21 protein-coding genes are annotated in these 19,546 nt (G+C 47.7%); 15 read left to right on the top strand and 6 right to left on the bottom strand.

Features of this window, described 5'->3' with window-relative positions:
• The first annotated feature begins 56 nt into the window (after positions 1 to 56).
• Complete coding sequence (locus BXO87_RS08615; RefSeq protein ID WP_032875989.1) at positions 57 to 1,511, top strand: NCS1 family nucleobase:cation symporter-1; 1,455 nt, start codon at positions 57 to 59, stop codon at positions 1,509 to 1,511.
• A gap of 34 nt (positions 1,512 to 1,545) precedes the next feature.
• On the opposite strand, the gene BXO87_RS08610 is transcribed toward BXO87_RS08615, so the two are convergent.
• Both BXO87_RS08610 and BXO87_RS08605 read right to left on the bottom strand, forming a co-directional pair.
• Positions 1,546 to 2,742 (bottom strand): MFS transporter, encoded by a 1,197-nt coding sequence (locus tag BXO87_RS08610; protein WP_014419077.1) that lies wholly within the window; start codon positions 2,740 to 2,742, stop codon positions 1,546 to 1,548.
• A gap of 22 nt (positions 2,743 to 2,764) precedes the next feature.
• On the bottom strand, positions 2,765 to 3,178 hold the full coding sequence (locus BXO87_RS08605; RefSeq protein ID WP_038460146.1) for a MarR family winged helix-turn-helix transcriptional regulator: 414 nt from the start codon (positions 3,176 to 3,178) through the stop codon (positions 2,765 to 2,767).
• 331 nt (positions 3,179 to 3,509) lie between these two features.
• On the opposite strand from BXO87_RS08605, the gene spoIIID reads away from it, so the two are divergent.
• From spoIIID to BXO87_RS08585, 4 genes are all read left to right on the top strand, one after another.
• Positions 3,510 to 3,791: a sporulation transcriptional regulator SpoIIID gene (spoIIID, locus tag BXO87_RS08600; RefSeq protein ID WP_003151236.1), complete on the top strand. Its 282-nt coding sequence runs from the start codon at positions 3,510 to 3,512 to the stop codon at positions 3,789 to 3,791.
• Positions 3,792 to 3,971: 180 nt separating this feature from the next.
• Positions 3,972 to 4,973 carry a cell shape-determining protein Mbl gene (gene mbl / locus BXO87_RS08595; RefSeq protein ID WP_003151237.1) on the top strand — a complete coding sequence of 334 codons (1,002 nt, stop codon included), beginning with the start codon at positions 3,972 to 3,974 and terminating at the stop codon, positions 4,971 to 4,973.
• 159 nt (positions 4,974 to 5,132) lie between these two features.
• Positions 5,133 to 5,930 carry a flagellar hook-basal body protein gene (locus tag BXO87_RS08590; RefSeq protein ID WP_038460144.1) on the top strand — a complete coding sequence of 266 codons (798 nt, stop codon included), beginning with the start codon at positions 5,133 to 5,135 and terminating at the stop codon, positions 5,928 to 5,930.
• A gap of 24 nt (positions 5,931 to 5,954) precedes the next feature.
• The gene (locus BXO87_RS08585) at positions 5,955 to 6,776 is read left to right on the top strand and encodes a flagellar hook-basal body protein (protein ID WP_032876942.1); all 822 of its coding nucleotides are present in this window, start codon (positions 5,955 to 5,957) and stop codon (positions 6,774 to 6,776) included.
• 17 nt (positions 6,777 to 6,793) lie between these two features.
• Here the strand turns inward: BXO87_RS08585 and BXO87_RS08580 are convergent, their stop codons facing one another.
• The gene (locus BXO87_RS08580; protein WP_007407559.1) at positions 6,794 to 7,858 is read right to left on the bottom strand and encodes a tetratricopeptide repeat protein; all 1,065 of its coding nucleotides are present in this window, start codon (positions 7,856 to 7,858) and stop codon (positions 6,794 to 6,796) included.
• 195 nt (positions 7,859 to 8,053) lie between these two features.
• On the opposite strand from BXO87_RS08580, the gene fabZ reads away from it, so the two are divergent.
• Both fabZ and mscL read left to right on the top strand, forming a co-directional pair.
• Positions 8,054 to 8,479: a 3-hydroxyacyl-ACP dehydratase FabZ gene (gene fabZ / locus BXO87_RS08575; RefSeq protein ID WP_003151242.1), complete on the top strand. Its 426-nt coding sequence runs from the start codon at positions 8,054 to 8,056 to the stop codon at positions 8,477 to 8,479.
• Between the two features lie 56 nt (positions 8,480 to 8,535).
• Positions 8,536 to 8,931 (top strand): large conductance mechanosensitive channel protein MscL, encoded by a 396-nt coding sequence (mscL, locus tag BXO87_RS08570; protein ID WP_003151243.1) that lies wholly within the window; start codon positions 8,536 to 8,538, stop codon positions 8,929 to 8,931.
• A 45-nt stretch (positions 8,932 to 8,976) separates the two neighbouring features.
• On the opposite strand, the gene BXO87_RS08565 is transcribed toward mscL, so the two are convergent.
• A complete protein-coding gene (locus BXO87_RS08565; protein WP_012118638.1) occupies positions 8,977 to 9,387 on the bottom strand; it encodes a YwpF-like family protein in 411 nt (136 codons plus the stop codon).
• A 172-nt stretch (positions 9,388 to 9,559) separates the two neighbouring features.
• Between BXO87_RS08565 and BXO87_RS08560 the strand changes: the two genes are divergently transcribed.
• The 4 genes from BXO87_RS08560 (at position 9,560) to BXO87_RS08545 (ending at position 12,197) form a co-directional block, all read left to right on the top strand.
• The gene (locus BXO87_RS08560; protein ID WP_003151247.1) at positions 9,560 to 9,913 is read left to right on the top strand and encodes a hypothetical protein; all 354 of its coding nucleotides are present in this window, start codon (positions 9,560 to 9,562) and stop codon (positions 9,911 to 9,913) included.
• Between the two features lie 97 nt (positions 9,914 to 10,010).
• Positions 10,011 to 10,352 (top strand): single-stranded DNA-binding protein, encoded by a 342-nt coding sequence (locus BXO87_RS08555; protein ID WP_007614303.1) that lies wholly within the window; start codon positions 10,011 to 10,013, stop codon positions 10,350 to 10,352.
• 208 nt (positions 10,353 to 10,560) lie between these two features.
• Positions 10,561 to 11,343, top strand: a complete 783-nt coding sequence (locus tag BXO87_RS08550) for a DeoR/GlpR family DNA-binding transcription regulator (RefSeq protein WP_003151250.1) — start codon at positions 10,561 to 10,563, stop codon at positions 11,341 to 11,343.
• Positions 11,340 to 12,197 (top strand): Cof-type HAD-IIB family hydrolase, encoded by an 858-nt coding sequence (locus tag BXO87_RS08545; protein ID WP_038460142.1) that lies wholly within the window; start codon positions 11,340 to 11,342, stop codon positions 12,195 to 12,197. The genes BXO87_RS08550 and BXO87_RS08545 overlap by 4 nt, the downstream gene beginning before the upstream one ends.
• A 112-nt stretch (positions 12,198 to 12,309) precedes the next feature.
• On the opposite strand, the gene BXO87_RS08540 is transcribed toward BXO87_RS08545, so the two are convergent.
• A complete protein-coding gene (locus BXO87_RS08540; RefSeq protein ID WP_038460141.1) occupies positions 12,310 to 15,084 on the bottom strand; it encodes a DEAD/DEAH box helicase in 2,775 nt (924 codons plus the stop codon).
• On the bottom strand, positions 15,071 to 16,681 hold the full coding sequence (locus tag BXO87_RS08535; protein WP_038460139.1) for an SWIM zinc finger family protein: 1,611 nt from the start codon (positions 16,679 to 16,681) through the stop codon (positions 15,071 to 15,073). Before BXO87_RS08535 ends, BXO87_RS08540 begins: the two co-directional genes overlap by 14 nt.
• A 203-nt stretch (positions 16,682 to 16,884) precedes the next feature.
• Here BXO87_RS08535 and BXO87_RS20515 point away from each other — a divergent pair, with 203 nt between their 5' ends.
• The 4 genes from BXO87_RS20515 to BXO87_RS08510 all read left to right on the top strand — a co-directional run bounded on the left by BXO87_RS20515 (position 16,885) and on the right by BXO87_RS08510 (position 19,476).
• The gene (locus BXO87_RS20515) at positions 16,885 to 17,028 is read left to right on the top strand and encodes a YwzD family small protein (RefSeq protein WP_003151259.1); all 144 of its coding nucleotides are present in this window, start codon (positions 16,885 to 16,887) and stop codon (positions 17,026 to 17,028) included.
• A 215-nt stretch (positions 17,029 to 17,243) separates the two neighbouring features.
• Positions 17,244 to 17,990, top strand: coding sequence for a protein-tyrosine kinase activator TkmA (gene tkmA, locus BXO87_RS08520; protein WP_032876005.1), 747 nt, complete (start codon positions 17,244 to 17,246; stop codon positions 17,988 to 17,990).
• Positions 17,977 to 18,666, top strand: a complete 690-nt coding sequence (locus tag BXO87_RS08515) for a CpsD/CapB family tyrosine-protein kinase (protein WP_038460137.1) — start codon at positions 17,977 to 17,979, stop codon at positions 18,664 to 18,666. Before tkmA ends, BXO87_RS08515 begins: the two co-directional genes overlap by 14 nt.
• A gap of 45 nt (positions 18,667 to 18,711) precedes the next feature.
• On the top strand, positions 18,712 to 19,476 hold the full coding sequence (locus BXO87_RS08510) for a tyrosine-protein phosphatase (protein ID WP_038460135.1): 765 nt from the start codon (positions 18,712 to 18,714) through the stop codon (positions 19,474 to 19,476).
• Positions 19,477 to 19,546: the final 70 nt, after the last annotated feature.

The following is a 19,546-nucleotide window of genomic DNA, read 5'->3' as shown; positions in this document are numbered from 1 at the left end:
TCAGTTATATTTTTTCACATGTGATGTAAGGAAAACGTACATGTGGGAGGGAGAAAATGAAAAAAACAACGAGTGATCGGCTAAGCAACAAAGATTTACTGCCTTTAGAAGACGGCGAACGGACATGGAAAGCGGTGAATTTTGCATCCATTTGGATGGGCTGTATTCATAATATCCCGACCTATGCGACTGTGGGCGGGCTCATTGCGATCGGCCTTTCTCCGTGGCAGGTGCTTGCCATTATCGTGACGGCGTCACTCATTTTGTTCGCCGCTTTGGCCTTGAACGGCCATGCCGGAACGAAATACGGCCTGCCTTTTCCGGTCATTATCAGGGCTTCTTACGGAATATACGGAGCTAACATTCCGGCGCTTCTCAGGGCGTTTACAGCCATCATGTGGCTCGGAATTCAAACATTTGCCGGAAGCACGGCTTTACACATTCTGCTTTTGAACATATGGCCGGGCTGGGGGAGTCTCGGAGGAGATTGGAATATATTCGGGCTTCATCTGCCGGGCTTTCTGTCGTTCATTTTCTTTTGGGGCATTCATCTGCTTGTGCTGCGGCACGGCATGGAATCAATCAAAAAATTTGAAGTGTGGGCGGGCCCGCTTGTTTATCTCGTCTTCGGCGGTATGGTCTGGTGGGCGATAGATATTGCCGGCGGGCTCGGACCGATTTACTCACAGCCTGGAAAGTTCCATACCTTTTCTGAAACGTTTTGGCCGTTTGCCGCCGGAGTGACGGGCATTATCGGGATATGGGCGACATTGATTTTGAATATTCCTGACTTCACCCGGTTCGCCGCGTCGCAAAAAGAACAGATTCGCGGCCAGTTTTACGGCCTGCCGGGAACGTTTGCGCTGTTTGCGTTTGCGAGCATTACAGTGACATCCGGATCACAGGTAGCATTCGGAGAACCGATTTGGGACGTGGTGGAGATTTTGGCCCGGTTTGATAATCCTTTCGTTATCGCTCTTTCGGTCATCACGCTTTGCATCGCCGCCGTCTCGGTTAACGTGGCGGCAAACATCGTGTCACCGGCCTATGACTTGGCGAATGTCCTGCCGAAGTATATTACATTCAGGAGGGGAGGGTATTTGACCGCTGTTCTGGCCCTGTTCACAATACCGTGGAAGCTGATGGAGAGCGCCACGAATGTTTATGCGTTTCTCGGGCTCATCGGCGGGATGCTCGGACCGGTGGCCGGGGTGATGATGGCTGATTATTTTATCATCAGAAAAAGGCAGCTCTCAGTTGAAGACCTTTATTCGGAAACCGGACAGTATACTTATTACAAAGGCTATAATTATCGGGCCTTTGCCGCGACTTTTCTCGGCGCGTTTATTTCTTTAATCGGGATGTACGTCCCGGCGTTCGCCGGCATCTATGATATCTCCTGGTTTGCGGGTGTCATTTTGTCATGTCTCGGTTATACGGCGCTTATGTATATTCATCCTCCTTATGTAAAAGCGGCGGGACGAATCGCGCGGGAAAGAGCGGCCGAATAAAAAAAGCCGGGGCTGCCCCCGGCTTTTTGTCATATCAGTCTGCGATTGAAACGTTTCCGTCCGCTTCAAGCGGCGTTCTTTTTTTCTGGCTCCAGCCATACAGGAGTAAAGCAATCAGGACGAACAGCCCCGCGGCCAGATAAATCGAATGGAATCCGGCCGAAGCGACGAAGAGGCCGAATACATAGGACCCGCCGGCAATCCCGCTGTCAAAGAAAGTGAAGAAGGTAGCCGTCGCAAAGCCTGAACGGTGTCCGGGCGAGTTCTGAATCGCCAGCGTCTGCATACACGGTACGATAGAGCCGTATCCGAGACCGATTACGGCACCGGACAAGAGAAGCATGAGGGCGCTGTTTGTCATCGCCAGCATGCAAAGCCCCGCGGAGAACACGATAATCGACGGATAGATGACGATTCCCGGCCCCACTCTGTCAAACAGCTTTCCTGTGAAAGGACGGGCTGCCATCATCGTCACGGCGAAACAGACGAAGAAATAGCCGCTGACATCCAACAGGTGGATCGTCTTTGCATAAACGGATAAATATGAAGTCACACTTGAATAACAGAAAGAAATGGACAACCCGACAATCGCGATTTTAAGCGCGCCTTTTTCAAACATGTCGGAGAAAGAAAAACGGAAGACAGTCGTTCCGCTGTTGTTTTGATCCGGCACACGAATCATAAAAGCAATCAGCAAGCCTAAAGAAACAAATACGGCAAAAATCGTAAAGAAAACCGGGAACGAAATGACTTTCACAAGGCTCAGCCCGAGAAACGGACCGATCGCCATGGCAAGGTTCATAGACATCGCAAAATAACCGAGCCCCTCGCCGCGCCGCTTGGCGGGAATAATGTCAGCGGCAATTGCGCCCGTAACCGTCGTTAAAATGCTGAACCAGATGCCTTGGAAAAAACGCAGTCCGAGCAGCAGATAGAAATTGTGTATCGGCAAATACAGATAAGAAGACAGGGCGAACAGCGCCAAGGATACAATCGTCATTCTTTTCTTGCCGAACCGTTCAATAATCGCCCCTGAAAAAGGACGGGTGATAATAGCAGATAACAGGAACAGGCTGATCAAAAGCCCTCCTTGCGATTCACTGCCGCCAAGCTCCTGAATCATATAGATAGGCAGCACGGCCAAAAATGTATAAAAGAACACAAAGACAAATAAATTCACGAGTACGACCATAATAAAATCTTTGGTCCAGATCGAGTCAGATTTACTCAAAAGTACAGCACTTCCCTTTTTATTATTTCGTTAAAAACACATTCAGAAACTCAGAAAAAGCTTCCTTATCTCCATTCTGGAAATCCGCAAGCATGTCTTCCTCGAACTTCAGCATCTCTTGATTGATGCTGTCGTATTTCAATTCAGCTTCCTTCGTCAGGACGACGAGCTTTTCCCGCTTGTCTTCTCCCTGTTCCCGCTGAATCCAGCCGTTTTCTTCAAGGCGTTTGATCGTTCTGGTAACGGTCGGCGCCTCAACGTTCAGATAGGACCAGATTTCTTTTTGGGTCATCGGTCCGATCGTTTTTAAGCAATATAGGATTGACCATTGAGAGGAGTACAGGCCGAATGGTTCCAGCCGTTCATTGGCTTTCTTCGTAATCAGGCGGGCGCATTGATTGATTTGATGAATGAGGCGTCTGTTGACGTGGATCATTTCCGTTCTCCTTTTCAAAAAACTTACCTAAGTAACTAATTGTGCTGTTTCATTCTACAGCAGGATCGCGCGGATGTAAACCCCCCGATCAAAAAGCAGAAAATTATGACCCGCCCCTTGTCCTTATTGAGTTTTTAGCATATTCCCAATTCATTGCTAATACACTGTTACAAACCTATCAAAGAGAGTGTTTGAGGTGAGGGATCGTGGGCATATTTCTAAAACCTTCTTATATAATCGGACAACGAAGAAGCTGCATCATCAGTGAATCTGTTACAGAATACGGATCTCATTTCACACTTCTCACATCCAACTGGGGAGGTCGAGTGGTGTGCACGATTACATCAAAGAGCGAACAATCAAGATTGGTAAGTATATCGTGGAGACGAAAAAAACCGTTCGTGTCATTGCGAAAGAGTTTGGTGTTTCCAAAAGTACCGTACACAAAGATCTGACAGAGCGTCTGCCTGAAATCAATCCTGACTTGGCGAATGAAGTAAAAGAAATACTCGATTATCATAAATCCATCAGACATTTAAGAGGGGGAGAGGCGACGAAATTAAAGTACAAGAAGGATGAAATTCTTGAAGGGGAGCCCGTTCAGCAGCCGTAGCGCCTGACGTCTGCCGGGCCCTTTTTTCTCCTCCCGGGCGGTTTCGCGAATATCCGCAAAATTTTGTCAAGAACTTATATCGTTCAGCAGCTTTTTTTTGATAAATTATGATAATATATATAATTAGGGCACAATGTGGATATTTTACTGTGAAACAGATATCAAGGAGGATATAAATAGATGTTTGCAAGGGATATTGGAATTGACCTCGGTACTGCAAATGTACTGATCCATGTAAAAGGAAAAGGAATTGTTCTGAATGAGCCTTCCGTTGTGGCACTTGATAAAAACAGCGGCAAAGTGCTGGCTGTCGGTGAAGAAGCCAGACGAATGGTTGGACGTACACCTGGGAATATTGTTGCGATCCGTCCGCTGAAAGACGGCGTAATCGCAGACTTCGAAGTAACAGAAGCCATGCTGAAACATTTCATTAATAAGCTGAATGTAAAAGGACTTTTCTCAAAACCGCGCATGCTGATCTGCTGCCCGACGAATATTACATCCGTTGAGCAAAAGGCGATTAAAGAAGCAGCTGAAAAAAGCGGCGGAAAGCATGTGTACCTTGAAGAAGAACCAAAAGTTGCCGCTATCGGCGCGGGTATGGAAATCTTCCAGCCGAGCGGTAACATGGTTGTTGACATCGGAGGCGGTACGACAGATATCGCAGTTATTTCTATGGGCGATATTGTCACCTCCTCTTCTATTAAGATGGCTGGGGACAAGTTTGACATGGAAATCTTAAATTATATCAAACGCGAGTATAAGCTGCTGATCGGTGAACGTACCGCTGAAGATATTAAGGTGAAGGTCGCAACGGTTTTCCCAGACGCACGTCATGAAGAAATCACCATCCGCGGCCGTGACATGGTTTCCGGTCTGCCGAGAACGATTACAGTAAACAGCAAAGAAGTAGAAGAAGCCCTTCGTGAATCAGTTGCCGTCATTGTGCAGGCCGCCAAGCAGGTTCTTGAAAGAACACCGCCTGAATTGTCCGCTGACATCATCGACCGCGGCGTTATCATTACCGGCGGGGGAGCGCTGTTAAACGGGCTTGACCAGCTTCTTGCCGAAGAGCTGAGGGTGCCTGTTCTTGTCGCTGAGAACCCGATGGATTGTGTTGCGGTCGGAACCGGCGTCATGCTGGATAACATGGACAAGCTTCCAAAACGCAAACTGAGCTGATGATAAAACCTCATTCTGAAAAAGAATGGGGTTTTTTTCTGTCAAACCCTTCACGAACGTGAATGTAAATCCGATAATAAGAAAAAATGCTGATTTTCATTATAGAACAAATGTTCCGGTGAGGCAACTGGAAATAATGCTATTTCAGAGGTGGAAGACTTGTTAAAAGGATTATATACCGCAACGTCCGCAATGATTACACAGCAAAGAAGAACGGAAATGCTGTCAAATAACATCGCAAACGCGAATACATCAGGGTACAAAGAGGATCAAGGTTCAATCCGCGCCTTTCCCGAGATGCTTCTGAGCCGAATAGAAGGCGATAAAAAAACGAAAATCGGTTCCGTCAACACAGGCGTATACATGCAGGAGCTGAAACCGTTGTTTACGCAGGGAAGCCTGAAAACGACCGATCAGCCGACGGATATCGCGCTGATGGAGAATCAGGTTCCCAAGAACGCTGAAACGAATGAAAACGCCGAGCTGTTTTATTCCGTGCAGACCGGAGGAGGCGTCCGCTATTCAAAAAGCAGCACTTTCTCATTAAATGAAAACAATCAGCTTACGATAAACGGAAACCTTGTGTTATCAACAAACGGACAGCCGATTACAGTCGACAATGAAAAATTCACCGTATCAGAAAACGGAACGGTCACGACAAACGGCCGGCCGGCGGGGCAGATTGATATCAGGATGGAAGAAGACGTGCGCAATCTGAAACGGGACGGCAATGACCTATACAGCACGGCCGACGGCTCTGAACTGCCGAGCGCGGCGGCGAATCCCCAAGTCTCGTATTCATTAAAGCAAGGCGTCTCGGAGCTTTCGAACGTGGACGTGACGAGCACGTATACAGAAATGACGGAAGCATACAGATCATTTGAAGCCAATCAAAAAGTCATTCAGGCTTACGATAAAAGCATGGATAAAGCCGCAAATGAAATCGGCAAAGTGTAACAAAATGGGGGACATTCAATTATGATGCTCAGATCAATGCTGACGGCTTCAACAGCCTTAAATCAGCTTCAGCAGCAGATGGATACAGTCAGCAGCAACCTTTCAAACAGTGATACGACAGGCTATAAAGCGAGGGACTCCCGCTTTTCCGAGCTGATCAGACAGCAGTATGACCATATAGATGACAAAAAGGAAAATTCGCCGAACATGCGGAAAACGCCGCCCGGCCTGCGTCTCGGCGCCGGAACGGTCATGACTCCGCAGCTGGACTCAGGGCAGGGAAGCATCAAAAAAACCGACCGTGACCTTGATATCGCGTTCACATCACCTTATCAATATCTTCAGGCAGAAGCGGACGGACGGCGGGTGTATACAAGGGACGGCTCACTTTCCCTCAAGCCGGCCGGCGGAAATGACCGGCTGCTTCAGCTGATGACAGCGGGAGGCAATCCCATTCTCGATGAGAACGGTCAGCCCATACAAATTGACAGTTCGCTGACTCAGCTGAAAATCAGCAAAACCGGAACGCTGACTGCTTCAGACCAGGCGGGAACCCGTTCGCAGACGTTTAATCTCGGCATCGTCAATGTCAATAATCCGCAGGCGCTTCATGCGGAAGGGGATAATCTGTTTTCCGTAAACGGCGCGGGGGCTTCAGCGATTGAAGAGCTTACCGGCGCAAACCGGCAGGCAATCGGCATGGAGCAGGGCGCGCTTGAAGGTTCAAATGTCGATATGTCAAAAGAAATGACCGACTTAATCGTGTCTCAGCGTTCCTATCAGCTGAACAGCCGCACGATTACATTGGGAGACCAAATGCTGGGCTTAATCAACTCAGTCAGATAAAAGAAGGGGCGTTTTGATCAGCCGCGCATGATAAAAAATGCGGCTTTCTCAAAATCGCCCTTTTTTTTGTAGTAATCAGTAATATCCTGAAGCAGCACTTCCAAATCCACCCACGCTTCAATTTTCTGCAGCTCCAGCACAAGCTTCTGCAATCGGTCGTACGGGTCCTCCTGAGCGGTGTACAGTATGTTGAGCGCGGTCAGCTTCAATTTCATAATCTTGTTCTGCACTTTTTCAGATATGTATAAACCTTTCTGCAGCACGGTTTGTCCTTCGGCGGCAGATCCGGTTTTAAAAAGTGCTCTGACCGCTTCGTATACACAATGCAGGTAGGAAACGGGAGACTCTTTCTCGAAACGCTGATTGCCCAATACCTTTTTGTAAAAAGGGAGGGCCTCTTTATCTTTTTTCTGGGCGGTCTTTAAAAAACCAAAATTATAATAGGCGTGGCACAGCAGGTTATTGTCATTGATCCGGTCCGTTATCTTTATGGATTCATTAAAGAGCTGTTCTGCGTCGTCATAGCGTGCCTCGTCTATATAATTCACGGCGAGAAGCAGCCGGCAGCTGAGCGTTTTTTTGATGTAGCCGGCTTCATCTTGATAGATTTCCAGCGCTTTATTGACATATTGAATGGAGAGCGCAGGCGACTTCATCATGTAATATGCACCCGCTGTTTTATAATAAAATTCAGCGGCTTCGAAACGGTCCTGAATGGCCGGCAGGTACTGTTCAGCTTCTTTAAAGCGGCAGACAGCACGGTTCGGAGCGCCATTCACCATATGGAATAACCCTTTGAAAAAATAGAAATAATAAGTTAATTCATGATCCATCTCATCTTTGCGCCGCTTCAGCTCGCAGAACAGCTTATTCAGACCGTCTTTTTTTTCAAACAGCAGCTGAAACCGTGCGAAAAACAGCTGATATCTGAGTTTGAGCTTTGCATTCTTTTGTAATTTGGGGAGATGCTGATTGATTTGTTCGTGAAGGGAACGGGCTAGATCGAATTGGCGTTTTCCCATGGCGTCATACCACTCATTCAGCATCACCAGCGTACGTTTTTCAGTAAACTTAGCAATCATCTTCCAACCTCTTTGCATAGGGTAAAAATCTTTATTTATCATAACACATTAATGGACGAGGCTCATTGCCAGCTGGTTACAGTTTACAGCGCGGTTGAAAAAGAAATTGATTCATAATATACTTCCAAATGTACAGATTGGTTGCCACATATGCCTTCTATACATACTATTGTCGATGAAGGAGATGTCAAGAGAATGCTTGATACTCAGCAAATTAAAGAAATTATTCCCCATCGCTATCCGTTTCTTCTGGTAGACAGAATTACGGAAGTCGAAGAAGGAAAACGGGCGGCGGGATATAAAAATGTGACGGCGAATGAAGATTTTTTCAACGGCCATTTTCCTGAATACCCTGTTATGCCGGGCGTATTAATCGTAGAGGCTTTGGCGCAGGTCGGAGCGGTTGCGATGCTGATTAAAGAAGAAAACCGGGGCAGACTCGCATTTTTTGCGGGGATTGATAACTGCCGTTTCAAAAAGCAGGTAAAACCGGGTGACAAGCTGGAGCTTGAGGTTGATATTACCCGCGCGCGCGGTACGATCGGACGCGGCAAAGGCGTTGCCAAAGTTGACGGCGAGCTCGTGTGTGAAGCTGAATTAACCTTTGCGCTCGGAGAATAAAAACAAACAAATGGGCTTATAAAAAAGCCCATTTTGTATAGAAAGAGGTGAATGTAATGTGGTCAGAATTTAAAAGCTTTGCGATGCGGGGCAATATCATGGATCTGGCTATCGGTGTCGTCATCGGCGGCGCTTTCGGCAAAATCGTGACGTCGCTCGTTGAAGACATCATCATGCCGCTGGTCGGCCTGCTTCTTGGCGGTCTTGACTTTTCAGGGCTGGCCGTGACATTCGGCGATGCTCATATCAAGTACGGAAGCTTCATTCAAACGATTGTGAACTTCTTCATTATTTCATTTTCTATTTTTATCGTGATCCGCACAATAGGCAAGCTGAGACGTAAAAAAGAAGCAGAAGAAGAGGCTGAAGAAGCCGAGGAAACAGATCAGCAGACAGAACTGCTGACTGAAATCAGAGATCTGCTGAAACAGCGGGCTCCTCACAATGACTAAGGCACAAAAAAAGGCTGGATGATTAACGTCCGGCCTTTTTCATGATTATAATTTTTGTTTGAACGCTTCAATCAGCCGGCTGCCCGAGTAGCCTTCTTTCACAAGCGACTCCAGAATGCTTTCTGATCCGGGGTGATTTCTTGACACCATTTGACCGTAAATTAAAACTTGTATACTTCTTTCCAGCTCGACAATATTTTTGATGCTTCCCGTCAGCTGGGCGGGGCGGTTGCTTTTTTTCGTAATCGTTACAAACACCTTCGCTTCTTTCTGGCTTTTCATCAGCATGTCAAAAAAAGACAAGTGTTCGGCCGGGACCAGTGCTTCAATTAACCAATGATTTTCTCCGTCCTCTTTGTTAATAATCAATCCGTCTAAAAGGGGAAACTGTTCAATCGGCTGATCGTCTTTATCTAAACGTTCCACATTCAGATCAACCAGTTTAAAGGTTTTCATCTCTTATTTTCACCCCTGTTGTCCATGTTTTTCGTTCATTTATTATAACACATATCATTTTTCCCGGGAAAATGCTGTAAGACATGCTTCATCATTTTTGTAGGCGGTCAACATTTAATCATTTCTATTTTTTCATTATAATGTAAAAGAATATGGTCATGGAGAGATGCTTATGAATCAATTGCGCCTGAAGGAAATCTATATAGAAGACGGTTCAAGGCGAAAAGACGATCATTCCTACTTGGTATGCAAAAAGGAAGATTGTGAGGTGCATCTTAACAGAAGGGGAAATGTCGTCTTTTTATATGAAACAAAAGACCGCATGGAACAGTATAAAATTCAGCTTTCACTGACTGATAAAAAGCTGAGTTTTTACTGGTTCGCATGGGACGGCGGAAAGTTTGTCCGCATGTTTGAGAAAGACTGGCTCAAAACGAAACTTTTCTCGCGGCTGCTCAAAAATACATATTACATAAGCGGTCAAAAACAAAAGTTTTTTTTATCAGAAAGAAAAACGAAAACATAAGAGCAGCCTGAACGGATAACGGTTTTATCCGCTTTTTGCTTTCACGAGCCCTTGTACTACAATGAAGCCAGCCTCGAAAAAGAGAGGAGGATACGGCTTGTTTAACCACGTTATGCTTGTCGGCCGGCTGACGAAAGACCCGGAGCTCCGTTTTACATCAGCGGGCATTCCCGTCGCGCATATTACGTTGGCGGTAAACCGCAATTTTAAAAGCGCGTCGGGTGAAACCGGAACCGATTTCGTCAACTGCACCATCTGGAGAAAAAACGCTGAAAACACGGCATTGTACTGCCAAAAAGGGTCAATGGTCGGTGTAAGCGGCAGAATCCAGACGAGAAGCTATGAAAAGACAGACGGCGTAAAAGTTTATGTGACCGAGGTCATGGCTGATACCGTTCGGTTTATGGATCAAAAACAGAAAGAGCCGCTGGCTGAATAGCATTCTTTTTCCCTCGATTTCCCGCCTTTCAGCGGGCCCCGCAATACCTCCTTCCCACTCGCCAGTCGAAAGACTGGTTTTTTTGTGCGGGAGCTGAAAAATGGTTAAAAAGAAGTGATTTCGCTTATGAATACTTAAAAACATTGAATATATTGGGATAAAAACTTATAATTACTTACAGATAAGTGACGAAAAAGGGAATGAGGACGTGTATCAAGAAGAAAGACTGATTGCGATAATGGAATATTTGAAACAGCATCGGCGAATTACCGCGGAACAGATATGTTCGCTGCTTCATATTTCAAGAGATACCGCAAGAAGGGACCTTGTAAAGCTGAAAGAGCGCGGGGCCATTATCAGAACACGGGGCGGCGCGATTCTGCCGTCGGTGAATCAGGAGGTTCCTGGCTATTCGGGCCGGCTGAAAACTGTTTCTGAAGAGAAAAACAAAATCGGCAAGCTGGCCGCATCCCTGATCCATAAAGGAGACCGGATCATTCTGGACACCTCGACAACCGTGCAGGCCTGCGCGGAGCATTTAAATGTCACCGGCTGTACTGTTATTACAAATTCGATCAATCAGGCCGATATCCTTTCCGCAAAAGAGGGAATTGATATTCACCTGCTCGGCGGAAAGCTCCAGAAGGAACACCGGTTTTTATACGGGGCTTCCGTCGTAGAAAAACTGGGGGATTATCACGCCGATAAGGTGCTGATCGGCGTTGTCGGCATCTCGGAAAACGGTCTGACGATACCTCACGAAGAAGACGGCATGGTAAAGCGTAAAATGATCCGACAGGCGGAACAGGTGATTGCGCTGAGCGATCACTCCAAGCTTGGCCGTACGAGTTTTTATCAGTATGCAGACCTGCACGAGGTTGACCTGCTGATTACCGATCGGCTGCCTGATCAGGATTTTTGCGATCTGCTCGACCGGCACGGCGTAGAATTGCTTGTAACTGAATCTGAAGAAGAGGATGAGGACATGTGAAACTGATTGCCATAGATCTGGACGGCACACTGCTGAACAGCAGTCATCAAGTAAGCGATGAAAATGAGCGGGCTTTAAGGGAAGCCCGGCAAGCGGGAATTGAAATCGTGGTTTCCACGGGACGCGCGCATTTTGACGTGCACTCCATCTTCGAACCGCTCGGCATAAAAACATGGATTATCAGCGCAAACGGAGCCGCCATTCATGCTCCTGACGGCAGCCTGTACCACTGTGATGCGATTGCAGAAACAAGAGCCCGCGGCATTTTGTCATGGCTTGAAGAGAATCAATATTACTATGAGGTGTTTACAAACAAAGCCATCTATACGCCTGAAACCGGCAGGCAGCTGCTCGATATCGAAATGGACCGGGTGAAAAGCGCCAATCCGGAAACCGATCTTTCCGTTTTGGAACAGGCGGCTTCAGTGCAATACAGCCAATCCGGCTTTGCTTATATTCATTCATACCGTGAGCTCTTTGAGAAAGAAGAGCATCTGGATTTTTATAATATTCTCGGATTTTCGTTTGATGAGCGGAAGCTGAAAGCGGGCTGGGACCGATTCAGCGGTCAGAAAGATCTCACCCTTGTCAGCTCTGCCGACCACAACTTCGAACTGGCGTCTCGAAACGCCTCTAAAGGGCAGGCGCTCAAACGGCTGGCGCTAAAGCTCGGCATTCCGATGGCTGAAACCGCCGCGGTCGGTGACAGCTTAAATGACTATTCAATGCTTCAGGCGGCCGGAAAAGGCATAGCGATGGGGAATGCGAGAGAAGATATTAAAGAGATCGCTGATGCCGTTACATTGACAAATGATCAAAATGGCGTTGCGCATATGATCAGGAATTTACTGTGAAAGGTATGGCGATACTGTTCATGACTGGCGTGACGCATTCATGGCAAATGCGGCGTAACAGTAAGGACGACATAAAAGACCGGCTCTTCTGAGAGAGCCGGTCTTTTTGCGTTTAATGTGATTGCGCTGATGCGCTGAGGGTGAATAATTCTTCAAGCTCAGCGGATGACAGCTCGGTAATCCAATTTTCACTTTGGATAATCTGATCGTTCAGCGTTTGTTTCGTTTCGAGCATGGCATCAATTTTTTCTTCAATCGTTCCCGTCGTAATGAGTTTGTGAACATGGACGAACCGTTCCTGGCCGATTCGGTAGGCGCGGTCGGTCGCCTGGTTTTCCACCGCCGGATTCCACCATCTGTCATAGTGAATGACATGATTGGCAGCCGTCAGATTAAGGCCGGTTCCGCCCGCTTTCAATGACAAAATCAGCGTCGGGTATTCTTTCTTCTGGAACCGTTCGACGAGAGAATCGCGTTCCTGCTTGGATAGGCTTCCGTTTAAAAACTGAACCGGTTCTCCGAATGCTTTTTCCAGGAGGCGCTTCATCATGTTGCCCATCTGAATGTATTGGGTGAAAATGAGGCAGCTTTCCCCTTGTCCGCGGATCGCCGCCATTAAATCAAGCAGCTTTTCCAGTTTGACGGATCTCCCGTTTAACAGCTCTGTCTGTTCTTCCTTCAAATAGAGCGCGGGATGATCGCATATTTGCTTCAAGCGGCCGAGCATGCTCAGAATCAGCGCTTTCCGCTGCATCCCGGTCAGAGAAGCCATATGTTCAAATGTATCTTTGACAAGCTGTTCATAAAGGGATGCCTGTTCGGCTGAGAGCGGGATAAACTCTTTTTGTTCCAGCTTTTCAGGAAGATTAAGCGCCACTTCTTCATCCCGTTTTGTCCGGCGCAGTAAAAACGGCCGGATTAACTGCTGAAGCTGGTTGATTCTTTTTTCGTCACGGTCTTTCTCAATCGGCAGCACATAGCGTTTATGAAAGCCGGTCAGACTGCCGAGATAGCCTTTGTTCATAAAATCAAAGATCGACCAAAGCTCTGTCAGGCGGTTTTCCATCGGTGTTCCGCTCAGCGCGATATGATGGACGCCTTTCAGCTTTCTGATCGCGCGGGACTGCTTCGTATGCGCGTTTTTAATATTTTGCGCTTCATCAAGGCAGATGGTGCTCCATGTCACGGAAGAAAGCTCTTCCTGATCGGCGTGCGACAGGCCGTAAGAAGTAAGAACAACATCCGCGTCCTGATAGGCCGGGACAAATGCTTCCCCCTTCGGCCGGCGGGGGCCGTAATGAAGCATGGCCTTCAGCTGCGGCGCGAAGGTCTGGAGCTCACGCTGCCAGTTGCCGAGCACAGATGTCGGCGCAATGATTAAGGCAGGCGCTTTTTGCCGGCCGCTTTCCTTCACATGGAGAAAATAAGCGATCATCTGAATCGTCTTTCCAAGTCCCATGTCATCTGCGAGACAGGCGCCGAAGCCGTTTTCCCGTAAAAACAGAAGCCAGTTCATGCCGTACATCTGATAAGGGCGGAGCTGGCCCTGAAACGCGGCGCTGACTTCATGCTCCGGCAGATCCCGGGCATCCGTCAGTTTGCGGATCAGGCTTCTGAGCTGCTTTGATAATTCGATCTTGATCCCGGCAAATGCCGATGAGTCAATGATGTCTGTGTCCTCGGCTCCGTTTTCCCCGTGATCCATCAGTTCGCGCGCCAGCACGTCGGACATGTGGAGGCCCTCAGATTCTGCTTTTTCCATCAGTTTTTTCATTTGTTTAATGAATTGAGGATCAATTTTCACCCATTGGCCGCGGATGTTGACGAGACGTCTGTTGTTTGCGACGAGCTCATTGAATTCATCCTCTGTCAGCTCAATTCCGTTTGTGGCGAATCTCCAGTTGAAATCAAGCAGAGCGTTCATGCCGACGAAGGACTCGCCCCGCGGGGAGGATGACACTTTCGCCTTGAGCATCATATTGCTGTCCCGGACAATCTGCCACCATGATGGGAGAAGAATCTCCACACCCATATCGACAAGCGTCTCACTCGCTTCCGATAAGAAGATCCAAGCCTCTTCTTCAGAAATCAGCGTCGTTCCTGAATCAAACGAAAGCCAGGGAACCGTTCTGCGGAAGCGGTCCTGTTCGCGCGCGATTTTTCCGCTGTATGCCTGCCACGCTTTTTTCAGTCCCTTCAGTCCGTCGAAAAAGGTGATGGAGCCGGTTTTTTTCTCACGTAAAAACATTTCGATTTTCCAGTCATCACCGTCAAAATCAGGCTCGTTTAATCGGAGCCCGACGGTAAACGGCGTCACATCGTCAAGCCAGCCGATTCCCTCGAGAAAATCATCTTCATCCAAAAAGGAGCCTTTAAACGTATGAACGGCCGGTGAGCGGGTTTCGATCTGCCGCCATTTTTCCAGCAGGTCATCATTGTACTGAATGTAGTCCTGGACCGCGGCTGAGAACCAGTCTGCCGTAAAGCCCTCCAGCAAAAGCTCGCGGTCTTTGAAGCGCAGGACACCATTTTGCCAAGCCTCATAATCCGGAAGAAAATCGCCGTCGGCAATAAATTCGTATATCGTCGAAGCCGCTTCGATTAATGGTTCCGTTTCCTTTGTCAGCTGCACGGTGCTGAATGAATTGAACGAGTTTTTTCCGAGCAGCTCGACGGTCATCCACGGGCTGAGCAGAACGGCCGGGGTGCCGATGAAGCTGACGTCTTCAAGAAACGTTCCGTAAAAGGTGGACTCATGCCATTGGAACAAATGAGTCTTCATCTGACTGAGAGTAAGCGGCTGCTCCTTCTCATCATGGCTTGACAGCGTAAATGTCCAATCTTCCATTTGTTCTACATGAATGAAAATTTCCTTAAGACTCGCCATCAATCAACTTTCCTTTCTGCAATTCTTCTTGAAGGGCGCGCAGCCTCTTGTAACTTGCGCTCAGCCGGCTGATATACCGCTCCCATACCTGTTGTTTTTTTGCCTTTTTATAAAGCGTCCGCAGTTTTTTCAGATGGCGTGCAGCCTCTTTATAGGCGCTGCGGTTTTTTTGATCGATAAAAAAGGCCGCCGCCCGGTGATAGGAGGGGATGAGCGCTTCCGGATCACTGGCGGCAATTTCCTTCAGGATGTCCTTTTCGATTTCCCAGACGGAAAAACCGACGAGGCTGTGAATCTCCACCCACTCCGCGTACCGCCGTTTTTCGTACAGGTACTGGCTGTATTCGGTAAAGGTATAGGGAAGGCAGCCGGAAGCAAACCGTTCAAACAGCTGATCATCCCGTGAGTGCCGCGCATAATCCGCCAATAGCGCAAACAGCTCTCCGATAATGTCGCGCATTTCTTTAAACGGCTTATCAAGCTTCGTATAGTTCACGGCAAGCGGCTCGATCCGGCCATACCATGTTTTCAGCCGTTTCCAGTCTTTTTTCGCGGTGAGTTCACCGAGCCATTGAAAGGTATACGGCAGCGCATCAGGAGGGAAGCGGGACATATCTTCAAAGACAGATTCATCATCCTTTTGCAAAAAGGCCAGATGAAGCCGTCCGAACCGCACTTCCGGTGAAAAACGGCGCCCGCTTTCCTGTGCGAGAATCTCCTGTTCACGCGCGACCCACTTCGGACGGTTCAAAAGCGCGCTCCACATTTCACTGAATACCCGGAGGCGTTCGTATTGAAAAAGCTCTTCTTTCACAAGCAGTCTGCGGAGCACCGGAGGCGTCCGGTCTAAAAAAGGATCGAGTGAAAAAGACAAGGCGTACGTTTTCAGTCTGTCAATGGAGGAATAAATTGTATCCATCAGCTGTTCCACGTATGGATTGATGCTGTAATAATCTTTTTCGGCATCCAATCTGCCTGACTCAATCAAAGTGAACATGTGAAGCCAGACGGCAAGCGCCGAATGAATCTGATATAAGCTTTTAAGCTCGGGTTTTTTCGGGGCGTGTTTTTTGAGCGCTGACAGATAGCCGTAATAAAGGCCCTGCATCGTCTGGCTTCCGGCCGGCGTCCGCGCCTCCCACAGTGAGAATTCCGAATCAAAAAAAGCGAGCCAGCTTGACAGCGACTCTTCATTCGGCAGCACTTTTTCCTGAAACTGCCGGCGGACAAGCTCCCTGCTTTCCTCAAGCTTTTCTCTTTCCAGCCAATGTTCGGTAAAGGTACCGACCCGCTCGAATTGGGCATATACGTAAAGAAAAACGGCCAGCACGTGGCGGCAGATCGCCTCAGACGGGCATGCGCAGCCGCTTTTCACCATGAAAAATAAGTTCAGCGTGACCCTTACAGGCACAACATCCTGCACATATGCGGAAATCTCTGTCGGGGTTTGAACCTGTATACGATAGACGGAATCCTGCCGATATAAAATGAGTGCTTTCTTCATCAGCTGAACATTGTCTTCATTGTAAGGAAGAAGTTCTTTAAGCTGTTCAGCCGCTGCGAGCACATCTTCTTTAGCAATCATATCCTGAAGCATGATTATCGCTCCTAACGAGTCACAAAATAAAAAGATTCCAATTCCTCTATTATATCGCAACACATGGCCCGGAAAAAGTTTTTCCTAAAAAAGGACATAAAAACCCGAATGTGTCGAATGATGTATTAGAGATTGCAAAACAGCACCCGACAGCATATAATAATCTTGTTTTCAATTTAATGGAAGCCGAAAGGAAACGAATGATGAAGAAAACGAAGTTAGATCAAGAGGAGTTTCTGAAGATTTTAATGCATGCGCACGACATTGGTGAGCAGTCCTCTGAGATGACCACAAAAGAAATGCTTGAGAATTTGATTTCTTATATTAAAAATGGATATGCAACATAAAATCCCGCAGGCTCTTGGCCGCGGGATTTTTTAATCTTCCTGTAACAACAGTATTTAAAGCGCTTACAAAGATAAAACAGATTGAAGTGTTTGTCTATTTTTGTCGAATTTTGTCATTTGAAAAGGTTAGAAATGACAGTTTAAAGCTGTATAATCGTAATTGGAAAAGATCATTGGAGGGAATGGGAATACGCGGATAGTGATATGGAGGTTATATGGGAGAATCTACAAGCATAAAGGAAATATTCGCAATACTAAGAAAGCGTCTGCTGTTTATACTTATTATTACCGCGGCGGCATCTGCCGCAGGCGGACTCATCAGTTTCTTCGCTCTTACGCCGGTCTATGAAAACTCAACTCAAATTTTGGTCAGTCAATCCAAAAACAATCAAAAAGAAGTCCAATTCAATGACGTTCAAACCAACCTCCAATTAATCAACACGTATAATGTCATCATCAAAAGCCCGGTCATCCTCGATGAGGTGATTAAACAGCTGAATCTGTCCATGACTTCGAAAGAGCTGGAATCGAAAATCACGGTGTCCAGCGAGCAGGATTCACAAGTCGTGACGATTGCCGTGAGGGATACGGATGCTAAGCGGGCGGCCGTTATGGCAAATGCGGTTGCAGCCGTTTTTCAGGACAAGATCACCGCCATCATGAACGTGGATAATGTCAGCATCCTTTCAAAGGCCGAAGCGGCGGACAGCCAGTCACCGGCAGAGCCTAACCGTAAGCTGAACATCGCGATTGCGTTTGCCGCCGGACTTTTGGGCGGAATCGGTCTCGCCTTTTTGCTGGAACATCTGGATAATACGATCAAATCGGAAGAACAGCTGGAATCACTGCTCGGCATCCCGGTCCTGGGAACGGTTACTTCAATCAGTACTAAAGACAGCGTTGCCAAAAACTTGAGGATGGCGGAAACCAAACAAGCGGGGGGCGGACATGTTGACGCGTAAAAAAGACAAACTCGGAAAACGAAGCGTGATTGCGATGTCTGAGCCGAAATCCATCAACTCAGAACAATATCGCACGATCCGCACAAACATTGAATTTTCTTCCGTTGATACGGAGGTGAAGTCTCTTTTGATCACATCCGCCGGTCCGGAAGAAGGAAAATCGACAACCGCGGCCAACCTTGCCGTCGTATTTGCACAGCAGGGGAAAAAAGTGCTTTTAATTGATGCGGATCTGCGCAAACCGACGGTTCATTTCACCTTCAAATTGGATAACGGAACCGGATTAACGTCGCTGCTGTTAAAACAGATGCCGTTTCAGAAAGCCGTCCTGCCGGCTGATGAAGCAAACCTGGATATTTTAACGAGCGGGCCGATCCCGCCCAATCCGGCGGAGCTTTTATCGACGGGTGCCATGAAAGATCTTCTGTCAGAAGCCGCCGCAGTTTATGATAAGGTGATTTTGGATACGCCTCCCGTTTTGGCCGTAGCCGATACGAAAATATTAGGCAGCTACACTGACGGGGCCATTATGGTGATCTCAAGCGGGAAAACGGACAAGGAAAAAGCGGCCAAGGCGAAAGAAGCGCTCGATTACTGCCCGTGCAAGCTCCTTGGGGCCGTGATGAACGGGAAGAAACAAACGAAACACTCGGACTACGCCTATTACGGACAATAATGTCATAATGGGCGCGGTCCATTCTTTTTAAGGAGGGGTTGAAATATGATAGATATCCATTGTCACATCCTTCCTTCCATAGACGACGGCGCGGCGGATGATACAGAAAGTCTGAAGATGGCGAGAGAAGCGGTCAGACAGGGGATTGATACGATCATCGCGACGCCGCATCATGTGAAATACCGCTATGACACGGACCGGCATACGGTCAACGAAGCGGTCAGCCTGTTAAACAAACGTTTGAACAAGGAAGGCATTCCGCTGACTGTTCTGCCCGGCCAGGAAATCAGAATAGACGGAGATCTGCTGGCAGGTCTTCAAAGCGGCTCGCTTGTCCCGCTCCATAATACAAAGTATGTGCTGGCGGAATTTCCGGCGGATCATGTCCCGGCCTACGCTGAAAGGCTGTTTTATGAACTGCAGCTGAACGGATATGTCCCCGTCATCGCCCATCCGGAGCGGAACAGGGAAATTCGCGAAAACCCTTCCGTCCTATACAGCCTTGTGAAGAAAGGCGCGGCCGCCCAAGTGACGGCCGGCTGCATTGCCGGAGCATTCGGGCGGAAAGCGAAATCCTTTTCGCTGCAGCTGATTGAAGCGAATTTGATCCACTTTCTCGCATCTGACGCCCATAATCTCGGACCGAGAAATTTTTATTATCAGGAGGCGCTCGGCGTTCTGAAAAAAGAAGCAGGGGCGGAGCTGATTTACATGTTCACGGAAAATGCGGCGCTTCTCGCTGAAAACAAAGCCGTTTATAAGGAACCTCCGCTGCCTGTGGCCCGCCGTAAGCGCTGGGGTCTTTTTTAATCGTCGTCTCCATCCCGTTTAAATGAAGCGTAAGCGGCTGTTTTGCAAGATGATTCTTTTATGCTTATGC

The sequence above is a fragment of the Bacillus sp. GZB genome (genome assembly GCF_001975995.1).
GTDB lineage: Bacteria > Bacillota > Bacilli > Bacillales > Bacillaceae > Bacillus > Bacillus velezensis.
Note: the sequence above shows the minus strand (reverse complement) of the source record. Positions and strands in the feature narration are given on the sequence as shown.

Coding starts and splice junctions, on each gene's coding strand:
- BXO87_RS08615 (WP_032875989.1), top strand. CDS start 57: ATGAAAAAAACAACGAGTGATCGGCTAAGCAACAAAGATTTACTGCCT.
- BXO87_RS08605 (WP_038460146.1), bottom strand. CDS start 3,178: ATGATCCACGTCAACAGACGCCTCATTCATCAAATCAATCAATGCGCC.
- mbl (WP_003151237.1), top strand. CDS start 3,972: ATGTTTGCAAGGGATATTGGAATTGACCTCGGTACTGCAAATGTACTG.
- BXO87_RS08585 (WP_032876942.1), top strand. CDS start 5,955: ATGCTCAGATCAATGCTGACGGCTTCAACAGCCTTAAATCAGCTTCAG.
- BXO87_RS08580 (WP_007407559.1), bottom strand. CDS start 7,858: ATGATTGCTAAGTTTACTGAAAAACGTACGCTGGTGATGCTGAATGAG.
- fabZ (WP_003151242.1), top strand. CDS start 8,054: ATGCTTGATACTCAGCAAATTAAAGAAATTATTCCCCATCGCTATCCG.
- mscL (WP_003151243.1), top strand. CDS start 8,536: ATGTGGTCAGAATTTAAAAGCTTTGCGATGCGGGGCAATATCATGGAT.
- BXO87_RS08565 (WP_012118638.1), bottom strand. CDS start 9,387: ATGAAAACCTTTAAACTGGTTGATCTGAATGTGGAACGTTTAGATAAA.
- BXO87_RS08560 (WP_003151247.1), top strand. CDS start 9,560: ATGAATCAATTGCGCCTGAAGGAAATCTATATAGAAGACGGTTCAAGG.
- BXO87_RS08540 (WP_038460141.1), bottom strand. CDS start 15,084: ATGGCGAGTCTTAAGGAAATTTTCATTCATGTAGAACAAATGGAAGAT.
- BXO87_RS08535 (WP_038460139.1), bottom strand. CDS start 16,681: ATGCTTCAGGATATGATTGCTAAAGAAGATGTGCTCGCAGCGGCTGAA.
- BXO87_RS20515 (WP_003151259.1), top strand. CDS start 16,885: ATGAAGAAAACGAAGTTAGATCAAGAGGAGTTTCTGAAGATTTTAATG.
- tkmA (WP_032876005.1), top strand. CDS start 17,244: ATGGGAGAATCTACAAGCATAAAGGAAATATTCGCAATACTAAGAAAG.
- BXO87_RS08515 (WP_038460137.1), top strand. CDS start 17,977: ATGTTGACGCGTAAAAAAGACAAACTCGGAAAACGAAGCGTGATTGCG.
- BXO87_RS08510 (WP_038460135.1), top strand. CDS start 18,712: ATGATAGATATCCATTGTCACATCCTTCCTTCCATAGACGACGGCGCG.